19 protein-coding genes are annotated in these 26,053 nt (G+C 61.2%); 8 read left to right on the top strand and 11 right to left on the bottom strand.

Features of this window, described 5'->3' with window-relative positions; translation table 11 throughout:
• Nucleotides 1-68: 68 nt before the first annotated feature.
• Nucleotides 69-716: a DUF1345 domain-containing protein gene (locus MOP87_RS11060; RefSeq protein WP_049695881.1), complete on the bottom strand. Its 648-nt coding sequence runs from the start codon at nucleotides 714-716 to the stop codon at nucleotides 69-71.
• A 232-nt stretch (nucleotides 717-948) separates the two neighbouring features.
• Here MOP87_RS11060 and pgm point away from each other — a divergent pair, with 232 nt between their 5' ends.
• The 4 genes from pgm (at nucleotide 949) to MOP87_RS11040 (ending at nucleotide 6,668) form a co-directional block, all read left to right on the top strand.
• Nucleotides 949-2,586: a phosphoglucomutase (alpha-D-glucose-1,6-bisphosphate-dependent) gene (gene pgm / locus MOP87_RS11055; protein WP_242809482.1), complete on the top strand. Its 1,638-nt coding sequence runs from the start codon at nucleotides 949-951 to the stop codon at nucleotides 2,584-2,586.
• Between the two features lie 78 nt (nucleotides 2,587-2,664).
• Nucleotides 2,665-3,177 (top strand): sigma-70 family RNA polymerase sigma factor, encoded by a 513-nt coding sequence (locus MOP87_RS11050; RefSeq protein WP_027914873.1) that lies wholly within the window; start codon nucleotides 2,665-2,667, stop codon nucleotides 3,175-3,177.
• On the top strand, nucleotides 3,174-4,130 hold the full coding sequence (locus tag MOP87_RS11045; protein ID WP_242809480.1) for a FecR domain-containing protein: 957 nt from the start codon (nucleotides 3,174-3,176) through the stop codon (nucleotides 4,128-4,130). The genes MOP87_RS11050 and MOP87_RS11045 overlap by 4 nt, the downstream gene beginning before the upstream one ends.
• Nucleotides 4,131-4,262: 132 nt before the next feature.
• The gene (locus MOP87_RS11040) at nucleotides 4,263-6,668 is read left to right on the top strand and encodes a TonB-dependent receptor (RefSeq protein WP_242809479.1); all 2,406 of its coding nucleotides are present in this window, start codon (nucleotides 4,263-4,265) and stop codon (nucleotides 6,666-6,668) included.
• Nucleotides 6,669-6,732: 64 nt separating this feature from the next.
• Here the strand turns inward: MOP87_RS11040 and MOP87_RS11035 are convergent, their stop codons facing one another.
• The 5 genes from MOP87_RS11035 to MOP87_RS11015 form a co-directional block, all read right to left on the bottom strand.
• Entirely contained in the window at nucleotides 6,733-7,584 is an 852-nt protein-coding gene (locus MOP87_RS11035; RefSeq protein ID WP_125922267.1) for a CAP domain-containing protein, read from the bottom strand.
• Nucleotides 7,585-7,833: 249 nt separating this feature from the next.
• Entirely contained in the window at nucleotides 7,834-8,751 is a 918-nt protein-coding gene (locus MOP87_RS11030; protein ID WP_049695884.1) for an AEC family transporter, read from the bottom strand.
• Nucleotides 8,752-8,841: 90 nt separating this feature from the next.
• Nucleotides 8,842-9,690: a proline/glycine betaine ABC transporter permease gene (locus MOP87_RS11025; RefSeq protein ID WP_110607192.1), complete on the bottom strand. Its 849-nt coding sequence runs from the start codon at nucleotides 9,688-9,690 to the stop codon at nucleotides 8,842-8,844.
• Complete coding sequence (locus tag MOP87_RS11020; protein ID WP_206405505.1) at nucleotides 9,687-10,703, bottom strand: ABC transporter substrate-binding protein; 1,017 nt, start codon at nucleotides 10,701-10,703, stop codon at nucleotides 9,687-9,689. The genes MOP87_RS11025 and MOP87_RS11020 overlap by 4 nt, the downstream gene beginning before the upstream one ends.
• Nucleotides 10,704-10,772: 69 nt before the next feature.
• On the bottom strand, nucleotides 10,773-12,917 hold the full coding sequence (locus MOP87_RS11015) for a methyl-accepting chemotaxis protein (RefSeq protein ID WP_027914880.1): 2,145 nt from the start codon (nucleotides 12,915-12,917) through the stop codon (nucleotides 10,773-10,775).
• A gap of 215 nt (nucleotides 12,918-13,132) precedes the next feature.
• Between MOP87_RS11015 and MOP87_RS11010 the strand changes: the two genes are divergently transcribed.
• Nucleotides 13,133-14,452: a Na+/H+ antiporter NhaC family protein gene (locus MOP87_RS11010; protein WP_027914881.1), complete on the top strand. Its 1,320-nt coding sequence runs from the start codon at nucleotides 13,133-13,135 to the stop codon at nucleotides 14,450-14,452.
• Nucleotides 14,453-14,463: 11 nt separating this feature from the next.
• Here the strand turns inward: MOP87_RS11010 and MOP87_RS11005 are convergent, their stop codons facing one another.
• Nucleotides 14,464-15,462, bottom strand: coding sequence for a FecR family protein (locus MOP87_RS11005; RefSeq protein ID WP_027914882.1), 999 nt, complete (start codon nucleotides 15,460-15,462; stop codon nucleotides 14,464-14,466).
• Between the two features lie 238 nt (nucleotides 15,463-15,700).
• On the opposite strand from MOP87_RS11005, the gene MOP87_RS11000 reads away from it, so the two are divergent.
• Genes MOP87_RS11000 through MOP87_RS10990 form a run of 3 tightly spaced genes read left to right on the top strand, consistent with a single transcriptional unit; the run spans nucleotide 15,701 to nucleotide 18,927 of the window.
• Nucleotides 15,701-16,174, top strand: a complete 474-nt coding sequence (locus MOP87_RS11000; protein ID WP_027914883.1) for a MarR family transcriptional regulator — start codon at nucleotides 15,701-15,703, stop codon at nucleotides 16,172-16,174.
• Nucleotides 16,175-16,204: 30 nt separating this feature from the next.
• Nucleotides 16,205-17,398 (top strand): HlyD family efflux transporter periplasmic adaptor subunit, encoded by a 1,194-nt coding sequence (locus MOP87_RS10995; RefSeq protein WP_027914884.1) that lies wholly within the window; start codon nucleotides 16,205-16,207, stop codon nucleotides 17,396-17,398.
• Complete coding sequence (locus MOP87_RS10990) at nucleotides 17,395-18,927, top strand: DHA2 family efflux MFS transporter permease subunit (RefSeq protein WP_027914885.1); 1,533 nt, start codon at nucleotides 17,395-17,397, stop codon at nucleotides 18,925-18,927. Before MOP87_RS10995 ends, MOP87_RS10990 begins: the two co-directional genes overlap by 4 nt.
• Before the next feature lie 167 nt (nucleotides 18,928-19,094).
• On the opposite strand, the gene MOP87_RS10985 is transcribed toward MOP87_RS10990, so the two are convergent.
• The 4 genes from MOP87_RS10985 to tssI are packed head-to-tail and all read right to left on the bottom strand — an operon-like array spanning nucleotide 19,095 to nucleotide 25,973.
• Nucleotides 19,095-20,291, bottom strand: a complete 1,197-nt coding sequence (locus MOP87_RS10985; RefSeq protein ID WP_181074025.1) for a hypothetical protein — start codon at nucleotides 20,289-20,291, stop codon at nucleotides 19,095-19,097.
• Entirely contained in the window at nucleotides 20,291-22,900 is a 2,610-nt protein-coding gene (locus tag MOP87_RS10980) for a T6SS effector BTH_I2691 family protein (protein ID WP_206405506.1), read from the bottom strand. The genes MOP87_RS10985 and MOP87_RS10980 overlap by 1 nt, the downstream gene beginning before the upstream one ends.
• Nucleotides 22,888-23,790 (bottom strand): DUF4123 domain-containing protein, encoded by a 903-nt coding sequence (locus tag MOP87_RS10975; RefSeq protein WP_206405507.1) that lies wholly within the window; start codon nucleotides 23,788-23,790, stop codon nucleotides 22,888-22,890. The genes MOP87_RS10980 and MOP87_RS10975 overlap by 13 nt, the downstream gene beginning before the upstream one ends.
• Nucleotides 23,787-25,973: a type VI secretion system tip protein TssI/VgrG gene (tssI, locus tag MOP87_RS10970; RefSeq protein ID WP_206405508.1), complete on the bottom strand. Its 2,187-nt coding sequence runs from the start codon at nucleotides 25,971-25,973 to the stop codon at nucleotides 23,787-23,789. Before tssI ends, MOP87_RS10975 begins: the two co-directional genes overlap by 4 nt.
• Nucleotides 25,974-26,053: the final 80 nt, after the last annotated feature.

The following is a 26,053-nucleotide window of genomic DNA, read 5'->3' as shown; positions in this document are numbered from 1 at the left end:
GAGATAAGCCTATAGAACGTATAAAGCCGAGCATGGCGTGAGTTCATGAAACCTGACCGACGGGTGATTCACCCAAGCAACCCAGCCGCGATATTGATGGTAAAGCCAAGAATGGCGGTGTTGAACACGAACCCCACCAGCGAGTGGGCCAATACCACGCGCCGCATCGCGCTACCGGCTACCCCCACGTCGGATGTCTGGACGGCCACGCTGATGGTGAACGAGACGTAGTGAAAGTCCCAGTAGTCTGGCTGGGTTTCGCCATCGGCGAAGCGTAAAGGCGGCGCCGTGGCCTTCACTGCATAGAACAGCCGTGCATAGTGAAGGCTGAAGATGCAGCCAATCAGCAGCCAGGAGCCTGCGACGGTGAACCCGGTGTACAGGTAGTGAGCCGTCAATGCACTGCCCTGCAGCCCGCGGCTGGACACCAGTTGCAGCGTCACGGCGACCAGGCTGGCGATCGCTGCGACGCAGACGGTCAGCAGCACCAGGCCCGCGTTTTCGTCTTCGCTGTGGGCCACCTTGCGAACCTTTGCAGGGCTTGCGGTGCAGCTGAGCCAGAGTACCAGCATCAGGTACAACCAGACGCCAATGTTCCAGCCTGCCAGCAGGCGTTGCACAGGGTCGCTGACAGGGACCAGCCAGGCGCTCAGCAACCCTGCGCCTGTGGCCAGGCTCAATCGAGGGTGAGTGCGCGTCAGACGATAGAAAGCCATGGTGCCTCACAGCAATGGTGTGCTCGACAAGGCTTCTGACCGCATGGCTTGAGCCAAGATCCACATAAGGCAGGGGCTCGATATCATCCCGTGGCAGGGACGGGGGGTCTGCATCAAATTATCATCGAGCGATACCCGGGGTTTCTTTCGTGCCCTGCATCGCGCGCACTTGCAACTCTCAGTACACTGCACGCTCTAACCCCCCACATTTCGCTGAACTCGAGGTTAATGCATGACGCTCAGTCCTTTGGCAGGCAAGCCGGCTCCAGCCAGCGTGCTGGTCGATATTCCCCGCCTGCTCACGGCCTACTATACCGGCCGGCCGGACGCTGGCGTGGCGAGCCAGCGGGTCGCCTTCGGCACATCGGGGCACCGGGGTACTTCGCTTGAGTTGAGCTTCAACGAATACCATGTACTGGCCATCACCCAGGCCATCTGCCTGTACCGCCAGGAAAAGGGCATCGATGGCCCCCTGTTCGTCGGTGCCGACACCCACGCGCTGTCAGCACCTGCAGCAGCGAGTGCGTTGGAAGTGCTGGCTGCCAACGGCGTGCAGGTGATGTTGTCCAAGGACGACGAGTACACCCCGACACCGGCAGTGTCTCATGCCATCCTCTGCTACAACCGTGGGCGCCAGGACGGCCTGGCCGACGGGGTTGTCATCACGCCCTCGCACAACCCGCCGCAAAGTGGCGGCTTCAAGTACAACCCGCCCAACGGCGGCCCGGCCGACAGCGACGTCACCAAGTGGATCGAAGCCAAGGCCAACGAGTTGCTGGCGGATGGGCTGGCGGGGGTCAAGCGTATCGACCACGCCCAGGCGCTGCAGGCCCCTACCACCCATCGTCACGACTACGTCAGCCACTACGTGGCAGACCTGGAAAACGTCATCGACTTCGAGGTCATCCGTGCGGCCAAGCTGCGCTTGGGTGTGGACCCGCTGGGTGGGGCAGGGGTGCGCTACTGGTCGGCCATTGCCCAGCATTATCAACTGGACCTGGAAGTGGTAAACACCGAGGTCGACCCGACGTTCCGTTTCATGAGCGTCGACTGGGATGGCCAGATTCGCATGGACCCTTCGTCACCCTACGCCATGCAGGGCTTGATCGGCCTGCGCGAGCGTTTCGACGTGGCCTTTGCCTGCGATCCGGACCATGATCGCCATGGCATCGTCACCCCCGACGGCTTGCTGCAACCTAACAACTATCTGGCCGTGGCCATCGACTACCTGTACCGCAACCGTCCCCAGTGGCGTAGCGACGCAGCCGTCGGCAAGACGGTCGTGTCCAGCGGCCTGATCGATCGCGTAACCCAACGGCTGGGCCGCGAGCTGTACGAAGTACCCGTAGGCTTCAAGTTCTTCGCCCAAGGCCTGTTCGATGGCACGCTGGGCTTTGGTGGCGAAGAAAGTGCGGGCGCCTCGTTCCTGCGCCGCGACGGCTCGGTATGGGCAACCGACAAAGATGGCCTCATCCCGGCCTTGCTGGCTGCGGAAATGACCGCCCGGACGGGACGTAACCCAAGCCAGGCGTATGCCGAGCTGACCCAGGCCCTGGGCAAGCCGTTCGCTACCCGCGTGGAAGCCAAGGCCGATGCCCGCCAGAAAGGGTTGTTGAGCAAGCTTGCGCCCGAGCAAGTGACCTCCACCGAGCTTGCTGGAGAGCCGATCCTGCAGATCCTGAGCCACGCGCCAGGGAATGGGCAGGCCATCGGTGGTCTGAAGGTCATCACCGCCAATGGCTGGTTCGCAGCCCGGCCATCCGGCACCGAGGACATCTACAAGATCTACGCGGAGAGTTTCGTCGACGAAGCCCACTTGCAACGTCTGGTACAGGAAGCCCAGGTACTGGTGGATGCGGCCATTGCGTAAGCAGTGATAAAGGGCTTGGCCCTGTGGTGAGATGTAAATTAGAATTAATCCTATTTACATCATCGCAGGGACTTGTCCATGTTCGAAGCCGCGCCGCCGCCCTCGCAAAGCTTCCCTGACCTCTACCGGGAGCACCGTGGCTGGCTCGAGGGCTGGCTACGACGGCGCATGGGCAATGCCTGGGATGCGGCCGACCTGAGTCAGGATACCTTCCTTCGCGTGATGGCCAGCGCCCAGCCGTTGACCGACATCCGCGAACCACGCGCCTACCTGTTGACAGTTGGCAAGCGACTGCTGAGCAACCTGCACCAACGCCGCAGCCTTGAAAAAGCCTACCTTGAAGCCCTGGCCCACCTGCCCGAACAGCACGCACCTTCGCCCGAGCAGCGCTGGTTGTTGCTCGAAACGCTGCAGGCACTCGATGAATTGCTGGGCGGTTTGAAGCCGGTCGTGCGCAAGGCTTTTCTGCTGAGCCAGCTCGAAGGACTGAGCTACGCCGACATCGCCAGCCGGCTTGGTGTTTGCGAGCGGTCGGTCAAGCGCTACATGGCGCACGCTTATGAGCACTGCCTGCTGGCCGAACTCCTGTGAGTGCGCCTGTGCACCTGCGGGAGGCGGTGCGCGAGGCCGCGCAGTGGTTGGCGCTCATCGATTCAGGCGATACCCGTGAAGCGGACCTGGCCGGGCTTGAGCAGTGGCGCAGCCAAAGCGCTGTGCATGAGACCGCCTGGCAGCAGGCGCTGCGCTTGCGCGAGCGCTTCACCGGTTTGCCTGCCAGTCTGGCCATGGCCACGCTGGACCGTCCGGATCAGAGCCGACGTACCGCGCTTGGGCAAATACTGGGTTTGGCAGCGCTGGTGCCTACGGCTTGGTGGGTGAGCCACGAACTGCCCCTTGAGGCCTGGACTGCCGACCTGCGCACGGATGTAGGTGAGCGTCGAGTGGTGACGCTCGATGACGGCACCACGGTGCAGTTGAACACCGACAGCGCTGTCGACCTGGACACCGTAAATCACAAGGTGTGGTTGCGACGCGGCGAAATTTCAGTCACCACGCCTGGCCTTCAACCCCTGACCATCCAGGTGCCTTCAGGCCAGGTGTCGCTGGGTGGTGCAACCCTTGGCCCTGGACAGGTGTGCGTCCGCCTGATCGAATCAGGGTGTCAGGTCGCGGTAGTCCAGGGCAGGGCAGACGTGCAGCCCTCAGGGGGTAATCGCCTGCGCCTCAACGCCGGTCAGCAGGCCGACCTTGTGGCGTCAGGTATTCGAAATCTCGGTTTCTTCGAGGCATGGCGACTGGGATGGCGTGATGGCGTGTTGCGCCTGGACGATCAGCGGCTAGGCGACTTGCTTGTGGAGGTGAGCCGCTATCGCCCAGGTGTGCTGCGCTGGGACCCGGCGTTGGACAGGCTGCGGGTGACCGGCACCTTCCGACTGGATGACACCGACCAGGTATTGACGCTGCTCGCGGCAAGCCTGCCGGTGCAGGTGGTAGCCCGTACCCGCTACTGGATCACGCTGGTGCCGCGAGCAACGACTGCCTGAAGCTCGAACCCGCCAAGTTCACCCCCGAACGCTGCGTTGCGACGCATTGCACGTGATATCAACGAGAAGCTGTCCCCTTTTCCGGACTCGCCTGTCATTACCCCTAGAACACCATAAAGGGGAGCTTTATAGATGCCTGCAGTAAAGTCCATCCACCTGCGCCCATGGGTGCGGGCAGCACGCCCATTGTTCGCCATCAGCCTGCTGCTCGGCACGCCCGCTTGGGCCGATGAGCCAGCCCGGCGCACCTACCAAGTGCCAGCGGCGAGCCTGGGGGCGGCATTGACCCGCTTCGCCGATCAAGCAGGGGTCAGCTTGTCGCTGGACCCAGCGCTGGTCAAGGGCCTGCGCAGCGAAGGGCTGACCGGGCAATACAGCGTCGATGAAGGCTTCACGCAGTTACTGCGCGGCAGCGGTCTGCAATGGGTAGCCGTGGGCCAAGATGCTTTCACTCTCGTGCCGTCGCCCCAGCAAAGTGGCCCGCTGGAAATAGCCCCTACCAGCATCGTCGGTGGCCTACCGGCGACCGACGAAGCACCCCCTTATGCAGGCGGGCAGGTCGCCCGCCAAGGCGCGCAGGGCTTGCTGGGTGCGCGCGATTTCATGGAAACGCCGTTCAGCATCACCAGTTACACCAGCGACCTCGTGAAGAACCAACAGGCCCGCACCCTGAGCGAACTGGTCGCCAGCGACCCTTCGGTTCGTGCCACCAACCCGGCCGGTGGGCGTTTCGAGCAGTTCACCATTCGCGGTTTCAGCTTGTATAACAGTGATGTGTCCTACAACGGCCTCTATGGCTTGCTACCTACCTATTCGATCGATATGGAGATGGCCGAACGGGTCGACATCATCAAGGGCCCCAGCCAGTTGATCAACGGCATTGCGCCACGGGGTAGCGTCGGCGGCGGCATCAACGTCCAACCCAAACGCGCTGGCGACACGCCGATCACCGAGTTCACCGGCAGCTACGCCTCGGCGGGCCAGGTAGGCGGGGCCGTTGACGTAGGGCGAAGGTTCGGTGAACAGCAGCAGTTCGGCATGCGTCTGAACGCGGTGAAACAGTCTGGCGATACCGAATGGGACCACCAGCAAGTGGACCGCGAAATGGCCGTACTGGGGCTGGATTTTCGCGGCGAGCGCCTGCGGCTTTCGACCGACCTTGGGCATACCGAGCGTGACACCGATGCCCCTCAGGAGCGTGTGCTGGTAGGGGCAAGCGCCCAGGTACCGCGTGCTGGCGATGTGCACCGCAACTACGCCCAGGCGTGGAGCAAGGCGCGCACCAACGATACCTTCGGGGCAGTGCATGCCGAATATGACCTCAGCGATTCTGTGCTGGCCTATGGCGCAGTGGGCGCCCGGGAGAGCCGACACGATTTCCTGCGCCATAACGTCTCTGTGATCAACAATGCTGGCGACTTCACCATCCAGCCCCGCGATTTCAGCAGGGATGAATCGGTACGCACTGCCTTGGCGGGCTTGAGGACCTGGTTGCACACCGGGCCCGTCAGCCACGAGATCAACCTGGCTGCCACGTACTACTACATGGACTTCACCAATGGGGGTGCCCGTTACGCCGCCTCAGCCGGCAACCTCTATCATCCGACGGCGACGCCCACGCCAGGTACCCCGACGCGGCTCGATTCGAAGGATTACACCGAGAACCGTTTCTCTGGGCTGGCGTTGTCCGACACCCTCGGCTTCTTTGATGACCGATTGCTGTTGACCCTGGGGCTGCGCTGGCAGCGGGTGCAGGTGGACGATTGGAGTGATGGGGTCAAAGGCGACACGGCGTATGACGAGAAGAAGGTGTCGCCCTCCGGTGGTGTGCTGTACAAGGTGACGGATGAGCTGTCGGTGTATGCCAACTACATGGAAGGCTTGAGCCAAGGCAAGATCGCACCGTCCACCTCGATCAACGAGGACCAGATTTTCCCGCCTTTCACCAGCCGCCAGGTGGAAGTGGGTGCCAAGTATGACCTGGGCAACGTGGCGTTCACGGCCAGCGCCTTCAGAATCCGTCAGCCTGCCTATGAAACCAACCCCGGCTCCCGGGTCTTCGGCGCCAATGGCAAGCGCAACAACCGGGGTGTGGAGCTGACCGTGTTCGGTGAACCCACGAAAGGGGTGCGTGTGCTGGGCGGGGTGATGTACATCGACAGTGAGCTGACCGATACCGTGGGGGGTGCCTACGATGGCAACCGTGCGCCCGCAACGCCCGCGTACAACGTCAACCTGGGGGCCGAATGGGATGTGCCGGCGGTCCAGGGGCTGACCCTGACGGCGCGCGGGACGCACTCGAGCTCCCAGTACCTGGACCAGAACAACAGCAAGAAGATCGACGGCTGGGAACGCTATGACCTGGGGGCACGGTACGCCTTCAAGCTGGACGACACGCAGGTGACCCTGCGCGCCAGCGTCGAAAACGTGCTCGGCGACCGTTACTGGAGCTCAGCAGGCGCGCCGGATGACGCCGAACCGGGGCTTACCTTGTCGACGCCACGCACTTACCTGCTGTCTGCCACGCTGGGTTTCTGATCCGGCCAGCCTGAAGCCCGGGGCCAACACTGCGGGTGTCGGGTGTCGCCGGTTCAACCAGGCGCTATTGCGGCGAGCCGAACAGGGCCGTCCAATAGATGCCGGCATCGCTCTTCGGGTCTACGGCATAGGCTGCGCCGAGGTCCCGGAAGTCGGCGCTCATCAGGACTGCGCAGTGGCCTGGGCTGTCTAGCCAGCCTTGAACCACCTTGTGCGGCGTGTCGCGCCCGGCGGCGATGTTCTCGCCAATCTGCTGGTACAGATAACCGGCAAGCTCGGCCCGATCACCTGGGGTGCGGCCTTCTTTGTCGATGTGATCGAAGAAGTTCTGGTTGGCCATGGCCCGCGTGTGGCCGGCTGCCACTCCGGCCAGCACGGTGTTCCAGCCAAGTGCAGGTGCGGCGGCGTAGGGTTGGCCGCCGCACTGGCGGGGTTGCCGACGCGCGGCGTTGATTTCCTGGAGCATCTTTTGTCCTTCCGCCTGCCAGTCGCCCAGGCGACCAGAGAGCAGGGGGCGCGCCAGCACAATGCGCCAATCCCGACCTTCCTGGCTGACGCCGATGTCGACGAACTGAGGATCGAGCACCACCTGGCAGAAGCTTTCTTCAATGGCGTGCATGGCAGCGGGTGCATCTCGGGGGCCAGACAGGCTGATCGCCTGCACGTTGACCATGGGGTAACCGGCGCGGGTCATGGCCTGCTGAAGGTCACGGGTGCCTTCGGGAGACAGCGCCAGGCGGGTGTCGCTGTTGAGCGGCGGCAGTTCGAGCGAGCCTTGCTCGCCACAGGGCTGCGCCTGGCTGCGGTAGACGTTGATGGCCGCTATCAACTGTGCTTCTTCGCCCGTGACAGCCAGTGCCTGGGAGGAAACGATCAGCCCAAGCGTGAAGGCAGCGACAGATGACAGGACGCGCATATGGTTCTCCCTGAGGCTGGCAGCGGCGAGTAGGCGCTGCCTATCCTACACAAGCCCGATGGTTTTGACCCGAGCTGTGCAACGCATTGAAAACGCCTGCAGTCATTGTCGGTCGTAAGGGAGAGTAGACCGCAGGCTGGGCAAAAAGTGCGGCGGCGTGCAGGCCAGGTGTAAGGGGGCAATGCTGAGTGTGCGTGGACCGGACTTGCACTCGGCATGATATCGGCCATGCATGATGTTGTGCAGCTGTCAGCCCAACAACAGTGAAAGGACCAGAGGAAGCGTGGCCGCCGCCGCCACCGTCTGTACCGCAATGATGGTCGCCATCAGAGGCGCGTTGCCGCCCATTTGCCTGGCCATGACGTAGGACGACGATGCCGTTGGCAGCGCCTGGAAAATCACCGCCACTACAGCGGCCTGGCCACTGAGGCCGAGCAGGCGGCAGAGCCCCCATGTCGTCACCGGCATCACCAGGAACTTGAAGACACAGGCCGCTATCAATGGCTGGGCCTGATCACCGAGACGTGCACCACCCAGGGCCGCACCGACGCACAGCAACCCCAGCGGCAACGCGGCATGCCCTAGCGCGCCAAGGGTAGGCTCGATGCCAGCCGGCAGGCCCAGCCCCGTCACCCGTAACAGCATGCCCCCCGCACACCCTAGAATCAGTGGGTTGGCAAGGATCGCCCGCAGCACCGTCAGCGGCGAGCTGTGCCGGGCGCTGAAGCGCGCGAACACCAGCACGCAGAGCAGATTGACCAGTGGCACGATGGCTGCGTTGGCCACTGCTGCCAATGCGATGCCCGCGCTGCCGTAGATGCCCGCGGCCAAGGTCGCGCCGATGTAGTTGTTGAACCGGATGCCACCCTGAAACAGCGACGTGAAGTCGGTGCCGTCGTGCTGGCGCACGCCCTGGTAAAGCACCAGCAGCAACGCCCCGGACAGGGTCGAAAGCATCAGCACCGCGACCATGGCCAGCACCGGCACCCCGTCCAGGTTGGCAGTGGCCAGGCCATGGAGGAACAACGAGGGCAGCAGTACGTAGTAGCTCAGGCGCTCGGCTCCCGGCCAGAAGCTGTCCGAGACGAAGCCACGCACCCGCAGCAGTGTGCCCAGGGCGATCAACAGGATGATGGGGAGCAGGGTGGTCAACAGCACATGCAGCATGGAGGCAGATCCGTGGCCGGGTACGTTGCACAGACTACCGGCCGGACACTTGCTTTGCCATGCCCGTCCTACCGCCCTGGCTATGGCCTTTCAACGCCGTCCACGCCCATACGCCTGGCTGATACGGTCGATGACCATGGCCAGTGCCACGATGGCCAGCCCGGCCTCGACGCCTTGACCAACGTTCAGCGTCTGGATGCCTGCCAGCACATCTTCGCCAAGCCCTCGCGCCCCAATCATCGAGGCGACCACGACCATCGACAGGGCCATCATGACCGACTGGTTGAGCCCGGCCATGATGCTGGGCAGCGCCAGGGGCAGTGCGATGCGCCTGAGCCGCTGGGCACGGGTCGCGCCAAGGCCTTGGGCGGCTTTGAGCAACGACGGGTCTATCTGACTCAACCCAAGTTCAGTGAGTCGCACCAACGGTGGCAGGGCATAGATCAAGGTCGCGAAAACCGCAGGCACCTTGCCCAGACCGAAGAGCATCAACACGGGAATCAGGTACACGAAAGCGGGTAGGGTCTGCATCACGTCGAGCACTGGCATCACCAGCCGCCTTGCCAACGGCCGAGCGGCCAGCACGACGCCCAACGGTATGCCAACCAGCACGCACAACCCGGTACTGACCAGCACCAGCGCCAGGGTCTGCAGCAGTTTGTCCCATAACCCCAGCATACCGATGACCGCCAGCAGCCCTACCAGGACACAGCTGCGCAGCAGGCTTCGGCAAGCATGCCAGGCCAGCGCACCGACCACCGCCAGCAGTAGCCACCACGGCATGAGCCGCAGCAGATTTTCAAGGCCAACGAGCACTTGCAGCAACTGGTCGGAGACGCTGCGCAGGTGGTCCCCATAATGGAGTACCAACCAGTCGACCATGCGGTTGACCTGATCGGCGAAGGAAAACTGCAAAGCCTGGGGGAAACCATTGCTCACAGACCGCCCTCGACCTTGGTGGCCACCTGCTCGGGAAGCCAAGCCTTCCACACGTGCGGGTGCTGGCGCATGAACGCCAAGGCGGCGTCACGGGGTGGGGTACGTTTTTCGCTCATCTGCGCCAATGCCTGGTTGAGCGTGTCGATAGGCAAATCCACCCGTTCGAATACCTGGACCACGTCCGGGTATTGCTCACGAAAGGCTTTGGACACGCCAACCGAGAGTTTCGCCGGCAGCGAACTGCTGCCTTTTGGGGCTGGGTTGGCAGGGTCGGTCAAGGTCGCCCAGGCCTGGGCATCGAATGCAGGTTCCTGTAGCCGCACGAGCTTGTAGCGGCCCATGAGCGGGGTAGGGTTCCAGTAGTAGAAAAGCACCGGTTGGCCCCGGCGAATGGCCGACCCGATCTCCGCATCCATCGCGGCCCCGGAACCTGTGCGGAAGTTGGTGTACAGTTGGTCCAGCCCATAGGCCTTGAGCTTTTGGCTGTTCACGGTCTCGGACGTCCAGCCACTGGGGCTGTTCAGGAAACGGCCTTTGTCGGGTGATTCGGGGTCGCGAAACACCGCAGCGTAGCGCTTGAGATCCTCGACGCTGCGCAGCTCAGGCGCCAAGGCCTTGAGGTTGCGCGACGCATCGCCTGCGATGACATACGCCGGCACCCACCAGCCTTCCTCGGCATGCTTGACCGTGTCGCCCAGTGCAAACACCTGACCTGCCTGCTCGGCCTTGACCCAGGCAGGGCTGCGACCGGCCCATTCTTCGGCGATCACTTGCAGGTCGTTGCGGGCCAGGGCGACTTCCAGGCTGACCGTGCTACCAGGCAATGTCTCGGTGGCGTAGCCGTACCCACGCTCGACGATCACGCGCAGGAGTTCGGTGGTGAAGGCACCGCTTTCCCAGGTAAGGGCGCCAAAGCGGATGGGTGGCTTCTGATCGGCAGCGCTAGCGCTGTCGGCAGCGGCCAGGCCCAGGGCGAACAGCGCCCCGAGCAGCAGCGATGAACCTCTTTTCATGCCTGACCTCGTCGTCTACGGCCCTTCGGGAATGGGGCAAGTGTAGACGACGCAGCACAGGGGGCAGGCTCAGACGCGGAACTGGTCCATCAATGCCTGCTGCTGGTTGGCCAAGGCATTGAGCGACTGGCTGACCCGCGCCGATTCGTTGGCCTGGCCTGACAGCGACTCGGTGACATCGCGAATGGTCGCCACGTTACTGTTGATCTCCTCGGCCACCGCGCTTTGTTCCTCGGCTGCCGAGGCGATCTGCAGGTTCATGTCGGTGATGACCGTCACCGCCTGGCCAATGCGCTGCAAGGCGGTCACGGCCTGGCCGACCTGCTGCACGCCGCTTTGGGCCTGACGATGGCTGTTGTCCATTGCGCCCACCACTTCACGGGTACCGTCCTGCAAGGCCTCGATGACCTGGCGGGTTTCTTCGACCGACTCCTGGGTGCGCTGGGCCAGGTTGCGAACCTCATCGGCGACCACCGCAAAGCCGCGCCCGGCCTCACCGGCTCGGGCTGCCTCGATGGCGGCGTTGAGCGCCAGCAAGTTAGTCTGCTCGGCAATCGAGCGGATGACTTCCAGTACGGAGCCGATTTTTTCGCTGTTCTGCGACAGGCCCTGCACCTCGGCCATGGCCGTGCTCATGTCGGCGGCCAGCGAATCGATGCTGTGGGTAGTGCGATCGATCACCGCCAACCCTTCGCGCGTTGCCTGGTCGGCGTCGCGGGCCGCCTGCGCGGCTTGCGCTGCGCTGCGGGCGACATCCTGGGCGGTCGCGCTCATCTCGTGCGAGGCGGTGGCTACCTGGTCCACCTGGCGGTATTGCTGCTCCATGCCGGCGCTGGTCTGGGTGGCGATGGCCGAGGACTGATCGGCCGTCGAGCGGGCGGCCTGTACCGACTGTTTCACCTCGGCGATGGTGGGCTGGAGTTTGTCCAGGAAGCGGTTGAACCAGCCCGCGAGTTCACCCAGTTCATCTTGCTTGTCGTAGGTCAAGCGGCGGGTCAGGTCACCTTCGCCACTGGCGATGTCCTTGAGCATGGCCGCCACGCCCAGTATCGGGCGAGTAACGCCCCGGGCCATCAGCCACACCATCAGCAGGCCAAAAATGGCTGCTGCCAGGCCTAGGCCCAGTTCGAGCAGGGTACCGCTGGTGTTGAGGGCGTCCAGTTCCTGCTTCAGGGCCTCGGCGGGCCCGGTCAGGGCGTTTTCGGGGACGTCCAGCAACACGCCCCATGGCTTGGCGTCCGGGATCGGGCGGAAGGCCGCGAGCACTTTCAGGCGTTGGCGGTCATTGATGATGGTCATCTTGCCGTCGGCCATCTTGGCCACCAGCTCCGCACCTTTGGTCGTGTCGATCTGATCGAAACGCTGGGAGAGCTTGCTGGCATCGGCACTGTAGCCTGCCAGCAAGCCCACCGGGCTGAGGATGCCGACGGTGGTGCGGCCTTCGTAGAGACTGCGGCTGGCCTGTTCGCTCAGGGCCTGCAGGCTGTTGAGGTTGATGTCCACCGACAGGGTGGCGATCGCCTTGCCGTCCACCACCAGCGGGAAGACGATGCTGGTCATCAGCACCTGCTGACCATCGATGGCATAGAAGTAGGGTTCGACCACGCAGACCTTGCCCGATGTACGCGGGCATACCCACCAGGTGTTGGCAGGTTGGCCGCTGGGCCCAATGGACGTGTCGGCCATGTCGCGCTCGGGCAGGGCCATCGAGGTGAGCTGGCCCACGTGCGGTTGCGACCAGTACAGGGCGAAGCGCCCGGTTTCGTTGCTGCCGAGCTCAGCCTGGCCGGCGAACAGGCTGTCCTTGCTGTCCAGCGCATTGGGCTCGAACACCAGTGACAGGCCCAGCAGATCGGGGTTGGCCTGGAGCGCGGCGCGCACCTGCCGGGTCATATCCTCGCGCAGGTCGAACGCATCGAGAAAGCGCTTTTCGGCCTGTTCACGCAGGAACAGTACCTGCCTGGAAAAGCCCGCACCGTACTGGTAAGCATCCATGAATTGGCGGCGGATGTTCAGGGCCTGCACCTCGCCCTGGGATTCGATGCGCGACTGGGCCGATTCGGTCAGCATCTGCATGCTGCTGGCCTTGACCAGGTCCGAGCTGTGGTCCATCCGGTACAGGGACAAACCGATGAGCAGGGTGACGATGCCGGCCAGGCACAGGCCGGCCAGCAATGTGATTTTCCATTGGATGGAAAGTTGTCGCAGAGGCATGGGGCAGATCCCTTTTTATGACAAGTAAGGGTTAGGGCACGGGCGAGGCGGTTTCCAGCCCCAGGTGGGTATCGGCTCCTACAGACTTTTCTTTATTCAAACATTCAATTTGATCCGCCGGTTGCGGGCAATCCGCCGTTGCCTGGCAGTTTTGACATCTGCCGTGCACTGCGTCAGAGTGCGCGCTTTTTTGTTCCCAGTGAGGTAAGCCCCCCATGAATGCAGTGATTGCCGCGGTCGGCATCATGCTGATACTGAGCCTGTCCCGCGTGCACGTGGTCATCGCCCTGATCGTCGGTGCCCTGGCAGGTGGGCTGGTCGGCGGCCTGGGTGTGCAAGGCACACTTGAAGCTTTCAATGGTGGGCTCGGCGGGGGGGCTACCGTGGCACTGTCCTATGCGTTGCTGGGTGCCTTTGCCGTGGCCATCGCCAAATCCGGCCTGGCGCATGCGTTGGCCGACCGGGCATTGGCCATGATCGACCGGCAAGGCCACGACCAAGGTGGCAGGGTCAAATGGTTGATGATCGGTTTGATGCTGGTGGTGGCCGTCTCGTCGCAAAACATTCTGCCCATCCATATCGCCTTCATTCCATTATTGGTGCCGCCGCTGCTCTATGTGCTGACCCGCCTGCGTATCGACCGGCGCCTGATCGCCTGCGTCATTACATTCGGCCTGATCACGCCCTACATTTTCCTGCCTGTGGGTTTCGGCAATATTTTCCTCAATCAGATTCTGCTGGCCAACGTGGCGCGTGCAGGGGTCGACATCACGGGTGTCAACGTTACCCACGCCATGGCCATTCCCGCCGCTGGTATGTTGGTGGGCTTGATAGTGGCGATGTTCGTCAGCTACCGAAAAAAACGCGACTACGACCTGGCGCGTATCGAGCAGGTCGAACAGGTGAGCGTGCGTTACAACCCGATGACGCTACTGGTGGCCGGCATTGCAATCGTTGCCGCGTTCGTCGTTCAGCTGCTGGTGGATTCGATGATCATCGGCGCGATGGTCGGCTTCTTGATTTTCTCGCTGTCAGGCATCGTCAAGTGGCGCGACACCGATGATCTGTTCACCGAAGGTATGAAGATGATGGCCATGATTGGTTTCATCATGATCACCGCCTCTGGCTTTGCAGACGTCATGAAAGCCACGGGTGATGTGCAAAGCCTGGTCGAAACCTCGGCGCATTGGATCAACCACAGCAAAGGGATAGGTGCCTTGCTGATGCTGCTGGTGGGCCTGCTGGTCACCATGGGCATTGGCTCGTCGTTTTCCACCGTACCGATTCTGGCTGCGATTTTCGTACCGCTGTGCGTCCAGCTCGGCTTCGACCCTTTGGCGACCGTGTGTATCGTCGGTACGGCAGGCGCGTTGGGTGACGCAGGCTCGCCAGCATCGGATTCCACCCTGGGTCCGACTTCCGGGCTCAATGTGGACGGGCAGCACCATCACATCTGGGACACGGTGGTGCCGACGTTCATCCACTACAACCTGCCGCTGTTGGCCTTTGGGTGGCTGGCGGCGATGACGCTCTAACAGCAGGGCACTCAGCGCTTGGCGGGCGGCGGCGAAATACGGTTGAGCACCGTGCTGCCGTCGTTGCTGCGGGTCAGATAGACCGGCAGCACCTTGGGCAGGTTGTTCACCAACTGGCCTACTTCCCGGGTGTTGTAGATGCCGCTGATACGAATCTGACCGGTACCGACATCGGCAAGCCTCAGTGGCTTGTCGAGGTAGCGGTTTATGGCCGGCAGTGCCTGTTCGAGGGTCAAGTTGTCGAGCACCAGTTTGCCGCTGCGCCAGGCCAGGGCGTCGGCGAAGTTGCTGTTTTCCAGCAACTGGGGCTCATAGTCGCCCTTGCGGTAGGTGGCCTGCATACCGGGGCCAAGCCGATAGCCCGCATTGCCTTCGCTGGATACCAGCACCGATCCTTCGACCAGGGTCACTTTGACCCTGTCCTGGTATTTCCAGACATTGAAGCGGGTACCTGTCACGCGGGTCTGGCCATTGCCTGCGCGGACCACGAAGGGGTGCGAGCTGTCGTGGTGGACCGTGAAGAAGGCTTCGCCACGCTTGAGCGTGACACGGCGCTGGTGCTTGAAGTTGAGGTAGGTCAGGTCGGTGTTCAGGTTGAGCTGCACCGTACTGCCGTCACTCAACTGCACGGTCTGCATGTGGTCCGTCGTCTCGACGTGCTGGTAGCGGTTGGGAACCCAGCCTTGCTCCCAGCCGATCCACCCCACCAGCGGCAGAGCCGCCAACGCGATGACGGCAGCGTAAGCCTGAGCGCGCCACCTGCGACCGCTGCGCCGCACCGGGGCAGGGTGCCCATTCGCTTGAACGGGACGCGGCAGCAAGTCGGCCGTGTACCAGATATCCAGCATGGCCTGGTATTCCTCGGCATGACGCGGATCGGCTGCCAGCCACTGGGCAAAAGCCTCACGCTCGGCAGTCGTGCAATCGCCTTCATGCAGGCGCATGCACCAGTGCGCAGCGGCGTCGGCCATGCTGTCATCGGTGTGGATAGTCGGGCGGTCTTGGTTCATCGCGGCTCCAGGTTTTGCGCATTCTAACGTTCCACCACCGCGTCGAGAAACACGGAAAGCCGCCAAACCCTTTCATTTCCCGGCCTTTTCCGGCAAAAGCCTTCAGATTTTTCGCTTTTGAGAACGCTTCGCGCCATGAATAAAGGCGCTCGTGTCACGTACATAGCAAGCTAATTAAGTCTTTGACATTCACTGCCTAGGCAGTAATATTTACACACACTTGTTCGAGCAATCATTCATGCCCCATTTCTCGCCAGACAATTTCGAGACGTGCGCCATCGGCATGCTGTTGGGCCGCGCGGCGCTTCTGAAGGATCGGATCCTCGACTGGCACCTGGAGTCCGAGGGCGTTACTGCCGCGCAGTTCAAGGTGTTGATCATCGTGACGCAGTACCAGGTCGATACCCCGGCGGAGGTCTGCCGCTACCTGGGCCTGGACAGCGGATCGATGACGCGCATGCTCGATCGCCTTGAGCAAAAGGACCTGCTGGTGCGTACCCGTTGCCCGACGGACCGCCGCGTGGTGCGCCTGGCGTTGACGGCCGATGGCCAGCGGCTGGCCGACCGTTTGCCCGAGATCGGAGCTGCCGCCATGAACGAGCTGTGTGGCGCCCTGGCGGCCGATGAGCTCAAAGACTTGGAGCGTCTGTTGGCCAAGGTACTGCTTGGCGCTGGCGATCCGCTGACGATCCGTCGCTTCGGTGATCGTTGAACCCCGTTTCCTTTATTCCAAGGTATTGTCATGGCTACTTCCTCAGACACCCCTGCACCTACCGAGGCACCCACCTCCTCGCGCAAGCGCAAGCTCTGGCTGATTGGCCTGTTGGTGCTGCTGATCCTCGGTGGGCTAGGCACTTGGGCCTGGTACAGCCTGGTTGGGCGTTGGTACGAGAGCACTGATGACGCCTACGTCAACGGCAACGTGGTCGAAATCACGCCGTTGGTGACCGGGACGGTGACCAGCATTGGCGCCGACGATGGCGACCTGGTGCATGCCGGCCAGGTCTTGCTGCAGTTCGACCCGGCCGACAGCCAAGTGGCCCTGCAATCGGCTCAGGCCAACCTTGCGCGTACGGTAAGGCAGGTGCGCGGTCTGTACAGCAATGTCGATTCGCTCAAGGCTCAGTTGCAGACGCGTCAGGCTGAATTGCGCAAGGCCCAGCAGGACTTCAACCGGCGCAAGGTGCTGGCCGAAAGCGGCGCTATCGCCGGCGAAGAGCTTTCCCATGCGCGCGATGACCTGAGTGTTGCCCAGGCGGCGGTTAACAGTGCCCGCCAGCAACTGAGTACCAGTGCTGCTTTGGTCGATGACACCGTGGTGGCTTCGCACCCAGAGGTCATGGCCGCGGCGGCCGATCTGCGTCAGGCCTACCTGGCTCATGCGCGCACCACGCTGGTAGCGCCAGTGACCGGCTACGTTGCCAAGCGCAGCGTGCAGCTCGGGCAGCGCCTGCAACCCGGTACTGCCACCATGGCAGTGATTCCGCTTGACCAGGTGTGGATCGACGCCAACTTCAAGGAAACCCAGCTGCGCCAGATGCGCATCGGCCAACCGGTTGAGATCACTGCCGACCTGTATGGCAGCGATGTCTCCTACAGTGGCACGGTGGACAGCCTGGGTGCAGGCACCGGCAGCGCGTTTGCCTTGCTGCCTGCGCAGAACGCGACCGGCAACTGGATCAAGATCGTGCAGCGGGTGCCTGTGCGCATTCACTTGAACCCCGACCAGTTGAAGGACCATCCCTTGCGTATCGGCCTGTCCACGGTTGTGGATGTGGACCTGCACGACCAGAGTGGCCCGGCCCTGGCTCAGCAACCTGCGCAACAGGCGAGCTACACCACCGACGTCTACGATCGCCAGTTGGTGGAGGCGGACAAGCTGATCGAGCAACTGATCCGTGACAACAGCGCGCCTGGCAAGACGGCACAGCGATGAGCAATAACGCCGCCGCCCAGTTCACGCCGCCTAGCCTGCTGCTGACCACCATCGGCCTGTCGCTTGCCACGTTCATGCAGGTGCTGGACACCACCATTGCCAACGTGGCCTTGCCGACCATCTCGGGCAACCTGGGGGTCAGTTACGAGCAAGGGACTTGGGTGATCACCTCGTTCGCCGTGAGCAATGCCATCGCCTTGCCGCTAACAGGCTGGTTGAGCCGACGCTTTGGCGAGGTGAAGTTGTTCCTGTGGGCGACCTTGTTGTTCGTGCTGGCATCGTTCTTGTGCGGCATCGCCCAGTCGATGCCGGAGCTTGTGGGCTTTCGGGTATTGCAGGGGGTGGTAGCCGGTCCGTTGTATCCCATGACCCAGACCTTGCTGATTGCGGTCTATCCCCCTGCCAAGCGGGGGATGGCGCTCGCACTCCTGGCCATGGTGACGGTCGTGGCCCCTATCGCCGGGCCCATCCTGGGTGGGTGGATCACGGACAGTTACAGCTGGCCGTGGATTTTCTTCATCAACGTGCCCATCGGCCTGTTCGCCGCTGCGGTGGTGCGCCAGCAAATGCGCGATCGTCCGGTGGTCACCAGCCGACAGCCGATGGACTACATAGGGCTGCTGACGTTGATCGTTGGGGTAGGGGCCTTGCAGGTCGTGCTGGACAAAGGCAACGACCTTGATTGGTTCGAGTCCTCGTTCATCATCACCGGTACGCTGATATCCGTCGTGTTCCTGGCTGTATTCGTCATCTGGGAGCTGACCGACCGGCACCCGGTGGTGAACCTGCGGTTGTTCGCCCACCGCAATTTCCGCGTGGGAACCATCGTCCTGGTGGGTGGCTACGCAGGCTTCTTCGGCATCAACCTGATCCTGCCCCAGTGGCTGCAGACGCAGATGGGCTATACCGCCACCTGGGCAGGCTTGGCCGTGGCGCCTATCGGGATATTGCCGGTAATCATGTCGCCATTCGTGGGCAAGTACGCGCATCGCTTTGACTTGCGGATTCTGGCGGGGCTGGCGTTTCTGGCGATCGGTAGCAGTTGCTACATGCGTGCAGGGTTCACCAGCCAGGTGGATTTCCAGCATGTGGCATTGGTGCAGTTGTTCATGGGCATCGGGGTTGCGCTGTTCTTCATGCCCACATTGAGCATCTTGTTGTCCGACCTGCCGCCCCAGCAAATCGCCGATGGATCAGGCTTGGCGACGTTCCTGCGCACATTGGGGGGTAGCTTTGCGGCTTCGCTGACGACGTGGATCTGGATCCGCCGGGCTGACCAGCACCATGCTTACTTGAGTGAGCACATCAGCCAGTACGAGCCGGCGACACGGCATACGCTTGAGCAGATGGGCGGGGCGAACCTGCACAACTACGCGCAGTTGGAGCAGGTGCTCAACGGGCAGGCTTACATGATGTCGACGGTGGACTACTTCATGATGATGACGTGGGTGTTCGCAGGGCTGATTTTGTTGGTCTGGTTCGCGAAGCCGCCGTTTACGGCCAAGGCGGGGCCCGGGGGCGGGCATTGAGTTTGATTTGGGTTGCGTGACCGGTGTTTTGCTAAATACCGGAGCCCAGTAGGAGCGGTCTTGCCGGAGCGCCGGACCGACCTCGATGGGCCGCACAGCAGCCCTAAAGAGAATTTCATGGGGAGCCGATGTTTTTTGAGTCCGCGCTTCTGCTCTTCACTGCATCGTCATGGCTGATCATCACGGGGGGCTGCACGGGGCCTACTCATTTGGGCAGTCGAAGTTTCTACTTCGGTCTTTAGCCGCCGAGTCGAGGTGCGTTTCTTCCTCTCCGGGCGTTTACCTGGGCGAACGGCCCAGAGGTAAGCGTTTTCGCGTAACCGCTCTTGAATGGCCGGTGGATAGTCATTGACGGTGGTCAATGGCGGAACGGGTTTCCCGGGCAAACCGGCTTCACGAATGATCTTGGGCCAGCGCGGTTTCCAGCACAGCATCAGGCTTAGCCAATGGCCGGTGCCGATGATCAGGAAGGCGGGCGAGATCAAGACCAGGCCGAGTTTGATGATTCGAGAGGATTTTCGAAAGTAGTGGGTCAGGCCTTCGAATTGAGGGGTAAAGGCTTGCCAGGGCCAGGGGAAGTGCGAGGTCATAGGTGGGCGGGGCAGGTCCTCCGGGCCCTCGTCCATGAAGCGGCGGATGAACTCCCACTCGGATTGCAGCTCCGTGAAGTTGTTGGCGGCCTTGCCTACGAAGATGTGCTCCGGGTGAAGTGTTCCGGTAAAGGAGAGCGGCCACACGAGATCCAACGGAAGGCCCAAGCTACCGGCAGCCGCGTATCTTTTATCTGAGCCACTGGAGGTGATACCGTGCCAAGGGAGTGTGACGATGCCACCACAGTACGTTGGGCGATGCAGGTAAACCTGCTGGGTGATTCTATTGAAGCGTATTAGCATGTGCCGAGACGTGAACATCTCGAGTCGTGTGAAACGGAGTCCAAATTTCAAGTAGAGGCCTGACGCACATAAGCCTAAAGTAGCGAAGAGGGATGCCATGAGCAGGTGTTCACCATAAGGCTCACCGTTGTAGTTGAGTGATAGGCTAATGAGGGTTTTTATATCTTCCAAAGCAATCGCCGTCATCGCCAGTGAGTAGCCTATGACTGCAAGGGACACTAGGCTTATCAGTCCTCGCTTGTGTTCCCACATGCCGCAACGCATTTCCAATATATGGCGGCTGTAAACATAAATTGGCCCTCGACTTTTAGGGCTAGAGCTAGCCGATTTCTTGGCGGCTTCAAGCATCTCCTGGTCGTCGCTTTCATAAATAACCTTTATTTTTTCCTTCTTGTTTTGCTTTTCAAAAGCATCGCGCTGCTCTTTGTGTTCAATATAGGTCAGCCATGCTAGCCACTCCACGAAATACATTACATAACCCCACTTACGGAGTTCTGCAGAGCCTCAATTTCTTCTGCATCATTGGCGAAGCCTTTCTCAGATAGGTGAAGGCGGAAACAGCATTTACGGCACCATTTTTCTAAAGCATCTTCATCGAAGAGCAATAAAGCACTACTGCTAGCGAGCACAACGATGCCCCCAACCCAGCCCAGCCGACTAAGCCAGATCATGGCAGCTCTATTCGCCGCCAAGTGTGAAGATGATTTTGAAAGCTTTGCGCTGAAATTACTAATATTAAAACTAGGTGCCTTGATTGATATCCACTTGAAAAGCTCGCTAGCCTGTGAAAATGCAACCCCTCCTTGCCCTGCGATTAATGCAAAAGTTGCGACTGTTCTAACAGCATAAGCTGCAGCTATTATTAATTTTGATTTTTGCCTTGCCTCCGCAGCATCTGAAATGTCCCACATGATACTGACGAGCCCTCCCACCGCTGCCAACCCAGCCCCCCACAGCCGATAGCGTCCCAGGCTAACTTGCGCGCCCCGCGCAGTAGCGCTGTTCGCACCAACGCCTCTAAGCGTCACTTCAGTGCCCACTGCAAGCAGCTCCATCCCCGCAGCCGCACTGGTAAATGCAGCCGCAGTCACATCGCTCCAGAAGCGTCGATCCTTGTCCTCCCGTCTTCCTTGTAACAACAGGAGCCCGGCCTCCAACAGCAGTAATCCGCTGGCGATCCGCAAGCGATAGAACTGATTCCCGTGCACCCCGCGCAACGTCTCGGCATAAGCTCGATCAAGCCGGCGCACGATGGGGGCCGCGACGCGACCGGGCGAGGGCGTTTTACCGTCCAGCGCCTGCTCACTCAAGCGCAGTTCCACCGCTTGCTGACCCAGTGAGGCAATGAGGTAGGTGCTTAGGCGTCGGTACAGCAACCGATCAGTGCTGCCGGGTGCACCCACTGACAAGCTCTGTCGCCCAAGCTGCCCAAGCCAAGCCAACGCGCCAGCAGTGTTGATAGGGCTGTGTTGCGTGAGCTGGTCCAGATGGCTGTCCAGCCGGCTGAAGTGCGCGCCGAGCTCCTTGGCCTGTTTTAGGGCCATCTCCAGTTGAAGAATAGGGTCGCTACCCTGTGCCAGTGCGTCCAGCGCTGTGCGTGTCCGCGCAAGCACCTCTGCAATCTCACGCTGGTTGAGGACAAATGAGCGCAGCGCAAGGTTGTCAGGGGTTATATCGTCGGCGCGCCACCATTGGGCGAGCAATGCTGCGCCTGCTGGCACGCCTTCGAGGCCTATCACGCATAGGCCCGTTTGATGTGCAAAGCACAAGCCATTGGTGAGGTCGCTCTCATCATAGTGGACAAGTGCGTCTACCAGTGCGGACGACTTCAACCACGTGAGGTGATCTGCCGCTCTGGACTCGGCGAGACGTTGTGCTTCGGCGCTCTGCGCCTCGAACGTCTCCAGGTGTCGATGCATACCTTGCAGGTTGACGAGTGGCAGGTAGCGGTCTTCGAAATGTTTGGCAAACTCGCCGTTCTCGGCAAGGATTTCGAGCTTCTGCCTCTCTTTTTCTACGTGTATTTCGAAGATGGCCTCTTTTTTCTGTTCCCAAAGTTCGGCCAGCCGCGACTGCGAACCCTGCATGACGTAGGCGAGACTGGCGCGTAGCGCCTTGTCATAATGACCGACCAACGCGGCAACCTTTCGCTCCGTGAATTGCTCATGCAGCTCGCTAAAGGCTTGAGCAACCAACACCTTCCGCTCGTTACTGGGGCCACCGTTCTCGGTACTGGCTTCCAGCCAATTCCTGAGGTGTTCCATGCCAGCGTTGCGCCAGGCATTGAGTTCCTGGGTAATGCCGATGGCGTCCTCCACCACCACGGCAACGCCCCGTGCTTCAGGTTTACTGCCCAAGGGACTCAGGGCTTGCCGTGCCGCCGCCAGCGAGCTGATGCTTGGTGTACTGAAGACCTGAGCGTCCAACAGCGTGCGCAACACGTCGTTGGATTCCGCGGCAAAGTCGGCGACAAGGTTCAACTGGTCATGACGTATCGTGTAGGGCCTGGGCATTGGGCAGCTGGGGCTGGCGAAGGGCGCTATGTCTACGGCAGGCAGCAGGTCGCGTCGACGCAGCAATTGCCGCTGCGCCGCGATGGTCAACGGATCGGGGCTGTAGAACAGGCGAAGCTCGAGCAAGTCGTCGAGATCATGAACCGTGAATGCCCAGGTCATAGCGCGCACGACATCCTGGAATGTGGAGATGCCAGGCGGTTTTGGCTCTGGATGTTCAGGGTCGAAGAGCGACAGGGCGCCGTTCGCGGCGATTCGATAGGGAGGGTGAAGGCTGTATTGCCCACTGAGCCTGCGCTTTTCCATGACATACAGGAAACCTTCACGCAGCGGGCGAATGGCATAGTCCGCCTGATGCAGCGCGGCGGTGCGATGCGGGTGGCGCAGGTGTTCAGGCAGAGTAGGGAGCTGCTGACGCTGGTGGGGATTACCGCCCACGGCGGCATAGCGTAATGGCAGAACGGTGAAGGTGCGGGTGCATGAGACGGCGGGCCCTATGGATAAAGGGTCTTGCAAGGCTTCGCAGTTCTGCCGATTGATTTCCATCAGCATCTTCAGATCGAACATGAGGGCCCCTGGCGAATTAGACGGTGCAGGTGTGTTTGAAGGCGTTGATCAAGGGGCAAGCTTTGCTCGAGCGACTCCTTGACGGCGGTCTGCCAGATGGGCTCGAGTGTCAATCTGTCGCCAAGCAGGGCGAAATGGGTGACGTAGGTGATCAGGTCTTGCTGCTCGATGAACCCCGCTTCTCGCGCAGCCTTGAGGTATTTACGCACTCTCCCCAGGCGGACGCTGTGGCACTGTTTGGCTTGCCCACTGACGGTCAGCGAGGTTTTCAATTGATCGGCAAGGCGATGTTCGAGGGGGTCTACTGCCAGCGCTTCCCAGCACGCAGCGTCCAACGTGAGGTCTTTGAGCGCTCGGGCGGCCGGCCTGTCGCCGCCCATCAGGCAGCCCCAAATTTCTTCATTGGCGTCCGGATAAGGCACCCACCAACTGTGGATCGGAGCGAACCATTCGACGAGTTCAGGCAGATCCTTACGGCCATGCAGCACGCGTAGGCAGTGTTCGGTGTGATAACGCAGTAAATAACGTTGCCCGTCAGGTCCCAGCACGGTATTGGCTTGCGCCAGGTGCGAGGCCAAGGCAGCAGTGGGCAATGCGCTGACGATCCAGCCGCATATGGCATCGGCTGCTAACTCGTTCAATTGCCAGAAAAGGTTGGATTGGCTTTGTACTGTAGCCTTGCCTTTGACGGCATACAAACCGATGCCGCACTGACGCACGTTGCTAAATTCGGCTTGTTGCATCAGGGGGTGCAGTATTCTGTGCTCACGTGGGACAAGGCGTTTTAACTGTTCAGGGCCTAATGTGGAAAGTTCGAGAACGGCGCTAAGTTGGTAGCGTTCTGCTTGTCGCAGAGGAAGAAAAAGTTTTTTGGACAAGGTGTTTGTCATGACGGGTTCCCCTCCAGGCGAACGACATTCCGACCTTCTGTGATTGCTTTCAATAAACAGCTGATGCAGATGGCTTCACCAGGTGTTGGCGTGGCACGGATGGCCAGGTCATGTGAACGCCCTGTTGGGGTTTGTGCGACCGGGCCTTTGATGTTGATTGCAATGGCGTCAATGGTAAGGCCGCTGCCGTCGAGCCTTAATGTTGCGCCGGGTGCCCTGATGGTCAGGCTTCCTGATGCCTGGAGCTCCAAGACTTGCGTCCCTTGGCGAATCGCTTGCCCTGCCCGTAGCTCGACATGACCGGCGACGTGTTGCTCCAGGTGGCCGCCAATTTCTATCGAATGATTGGCTGTGGTCTTGTCATAGCGATTGTTACCGACTTGCTCCGTACGATCTTGTGCCACGTTGAGCACGCGATGACGTCCGATCTCAAGTACATCATCCTGGCCGATCTGGCAGTGATGATCTTTCCCAACGTTCAAACGTTGATCGTTGCCCACGTCCTCGTGTCGGTCATGACCGATATCGATGTGCTCATCCCGCGCTACACGTTCACACCTGTCGTTCCCAATCTGCGTCGTCTCATCGTGCTTGACCACATTGTTCTGATCCCTTTCGGCATGGATGAACACCTCCTGGCGTCCCAATTCATCCTCGAAGCGCAGCTCATTGAAGCCGTCACCCTTGTGGGTCTGGCTCTTGATGGTCATGCGGGTCTTGTGTTCAGGCAGGTCGTAGGGCGGCAGCTGATTGCCACAGTACGTGCGCCCGGTGATCATCGGCTGGTCAGGATCACCGTTGACGTACTGGATGATCACGTCCTGGCCGATTCGCGGAATGGCCATCGAGCCCCAGCTGCCACCGGCCCAGCCTTGTGACACCCGCACCCAGCAGGAGCTGAATTCGTTGTTCTCGCTCTCGCGATCCCAGGGAAAGCTGACCTTGACCCGCCCCCACTCATCGCAATAGATCTCTTCGCCCTTCGGCCCGACCACGGTAGCCATGTGCGGGCCGTCAATGCGCGGTTTTGCCAGAGGCGAGGGTCGCCATTCGATCCTGCCGGGGACCAGGACGGCGCTCAGCGCGTACTGCGTGCTCTGCTCGGCATTGGTCGCCTCTTCCTGCAGGCTGGTGAGCTGGCTGCCTTGGTGAGTGACCGTGTTCACCCGCCAGTGCGCATTGAGGTCGCGTCTGGGGTGACCGGTCAGCGTGAAGCTCAGGCCCGGTTGCAGGCGCACATCATCACCTTGCACGTGCGCCAGCCGCACATCGTGACGCAACGCCATGACCCGGTTTTCCGTGAACGGTTTACCTACGGCATCGCGCTTGTAGCGCCCTGGATAGTCGAAATACTCGTAGTCCCTGGATTGGTGCTCCAGGAACGGGCCCGTGGCCCTGTGTTCCTGGCGGTAGGCCGGGTTGGTGAAGGTGTAGTCACGCTGAACCTGGCTTGCCGTGCGAACCTGTTCGCTGTAGTTCAAGCGGCGCAAGCAAAAAACCGGTTGGTCCCCACCGCTGTTGGCGTGGTACAGGACGGTATGGGCGCCCAAGGGCTGATCGTCCCCGTGAAAGCCATCGTCTTCATCGTCGGCAGTGACGGCGCCATGGCTGATCAACCCCAGTGACAGCAGCCGATCGGTGATGATCAGCGTGTGCTGTTTTTCACTGTGGGCGAAGCGATAGACGAAGCCTTCTTCGGCTAAAAGGCGTGCGATGAACGCCAGGTCCGTCTCGCCGGCCTGAACGCAGAACTCGCGGACCTGATGGTCCAGGCTGGCGTGGATTTCGTACGGGTCGATGCCTTGGCGCTTAAGCATCAGCGCCAGTATTTGCGGCACGTTCTTGTGTTGGAAGATACGCCAGTTCGAGCGCAGGCCGGCGCGGGCCAGGCGTGGCTCGACCAGCGCATGATAGTAGGTGCGGTGGAAGCCGCTTTCAGCCTGGGTGAAACGGCTGACCAACCCGTGCACGTAGCGCACGGGACGCGCGCCGTTCCAGAGGGTGAACAGCACCGGCTTGTCGAGCAAATGGCCGAAGTCGATGTCCTGTTCGTGGCTGATCAGCTGCAGTTCGAGGGTGAATGGCTGACTGATGCCTTCATTGAGTGTGAACGACACCACTTCGAATTCCGCATCGCCAACCAGGGGTTGGAAGCTGTAACGCAGGTCAGATTGGCGAGGCATAAGCGATCCTTGTCTGCCGGTCGAGATTCAAACTATCCAGGTAACCCTGGCTGCCAGGGGCACGCCAGTGGGGTCAGGCG

The organism is Pseudomonas sp. I3-I5 (assembly GCF_022699445.1).
In the GTDB taxonomy this organism is placed as follows: domain Bacteria; phylum Pseudomonadota; class Gammaproteobacteria; order Pseudomonadales; family Pseudomonadaceae; genus Aquipseudomonas; species Aquipseudomonas fulva.
The sequence above is the reverse complement of the archived record's forward strand: the minus strand, read 5'-3'. Positions and strand labels throughout refer to the sequence as shown.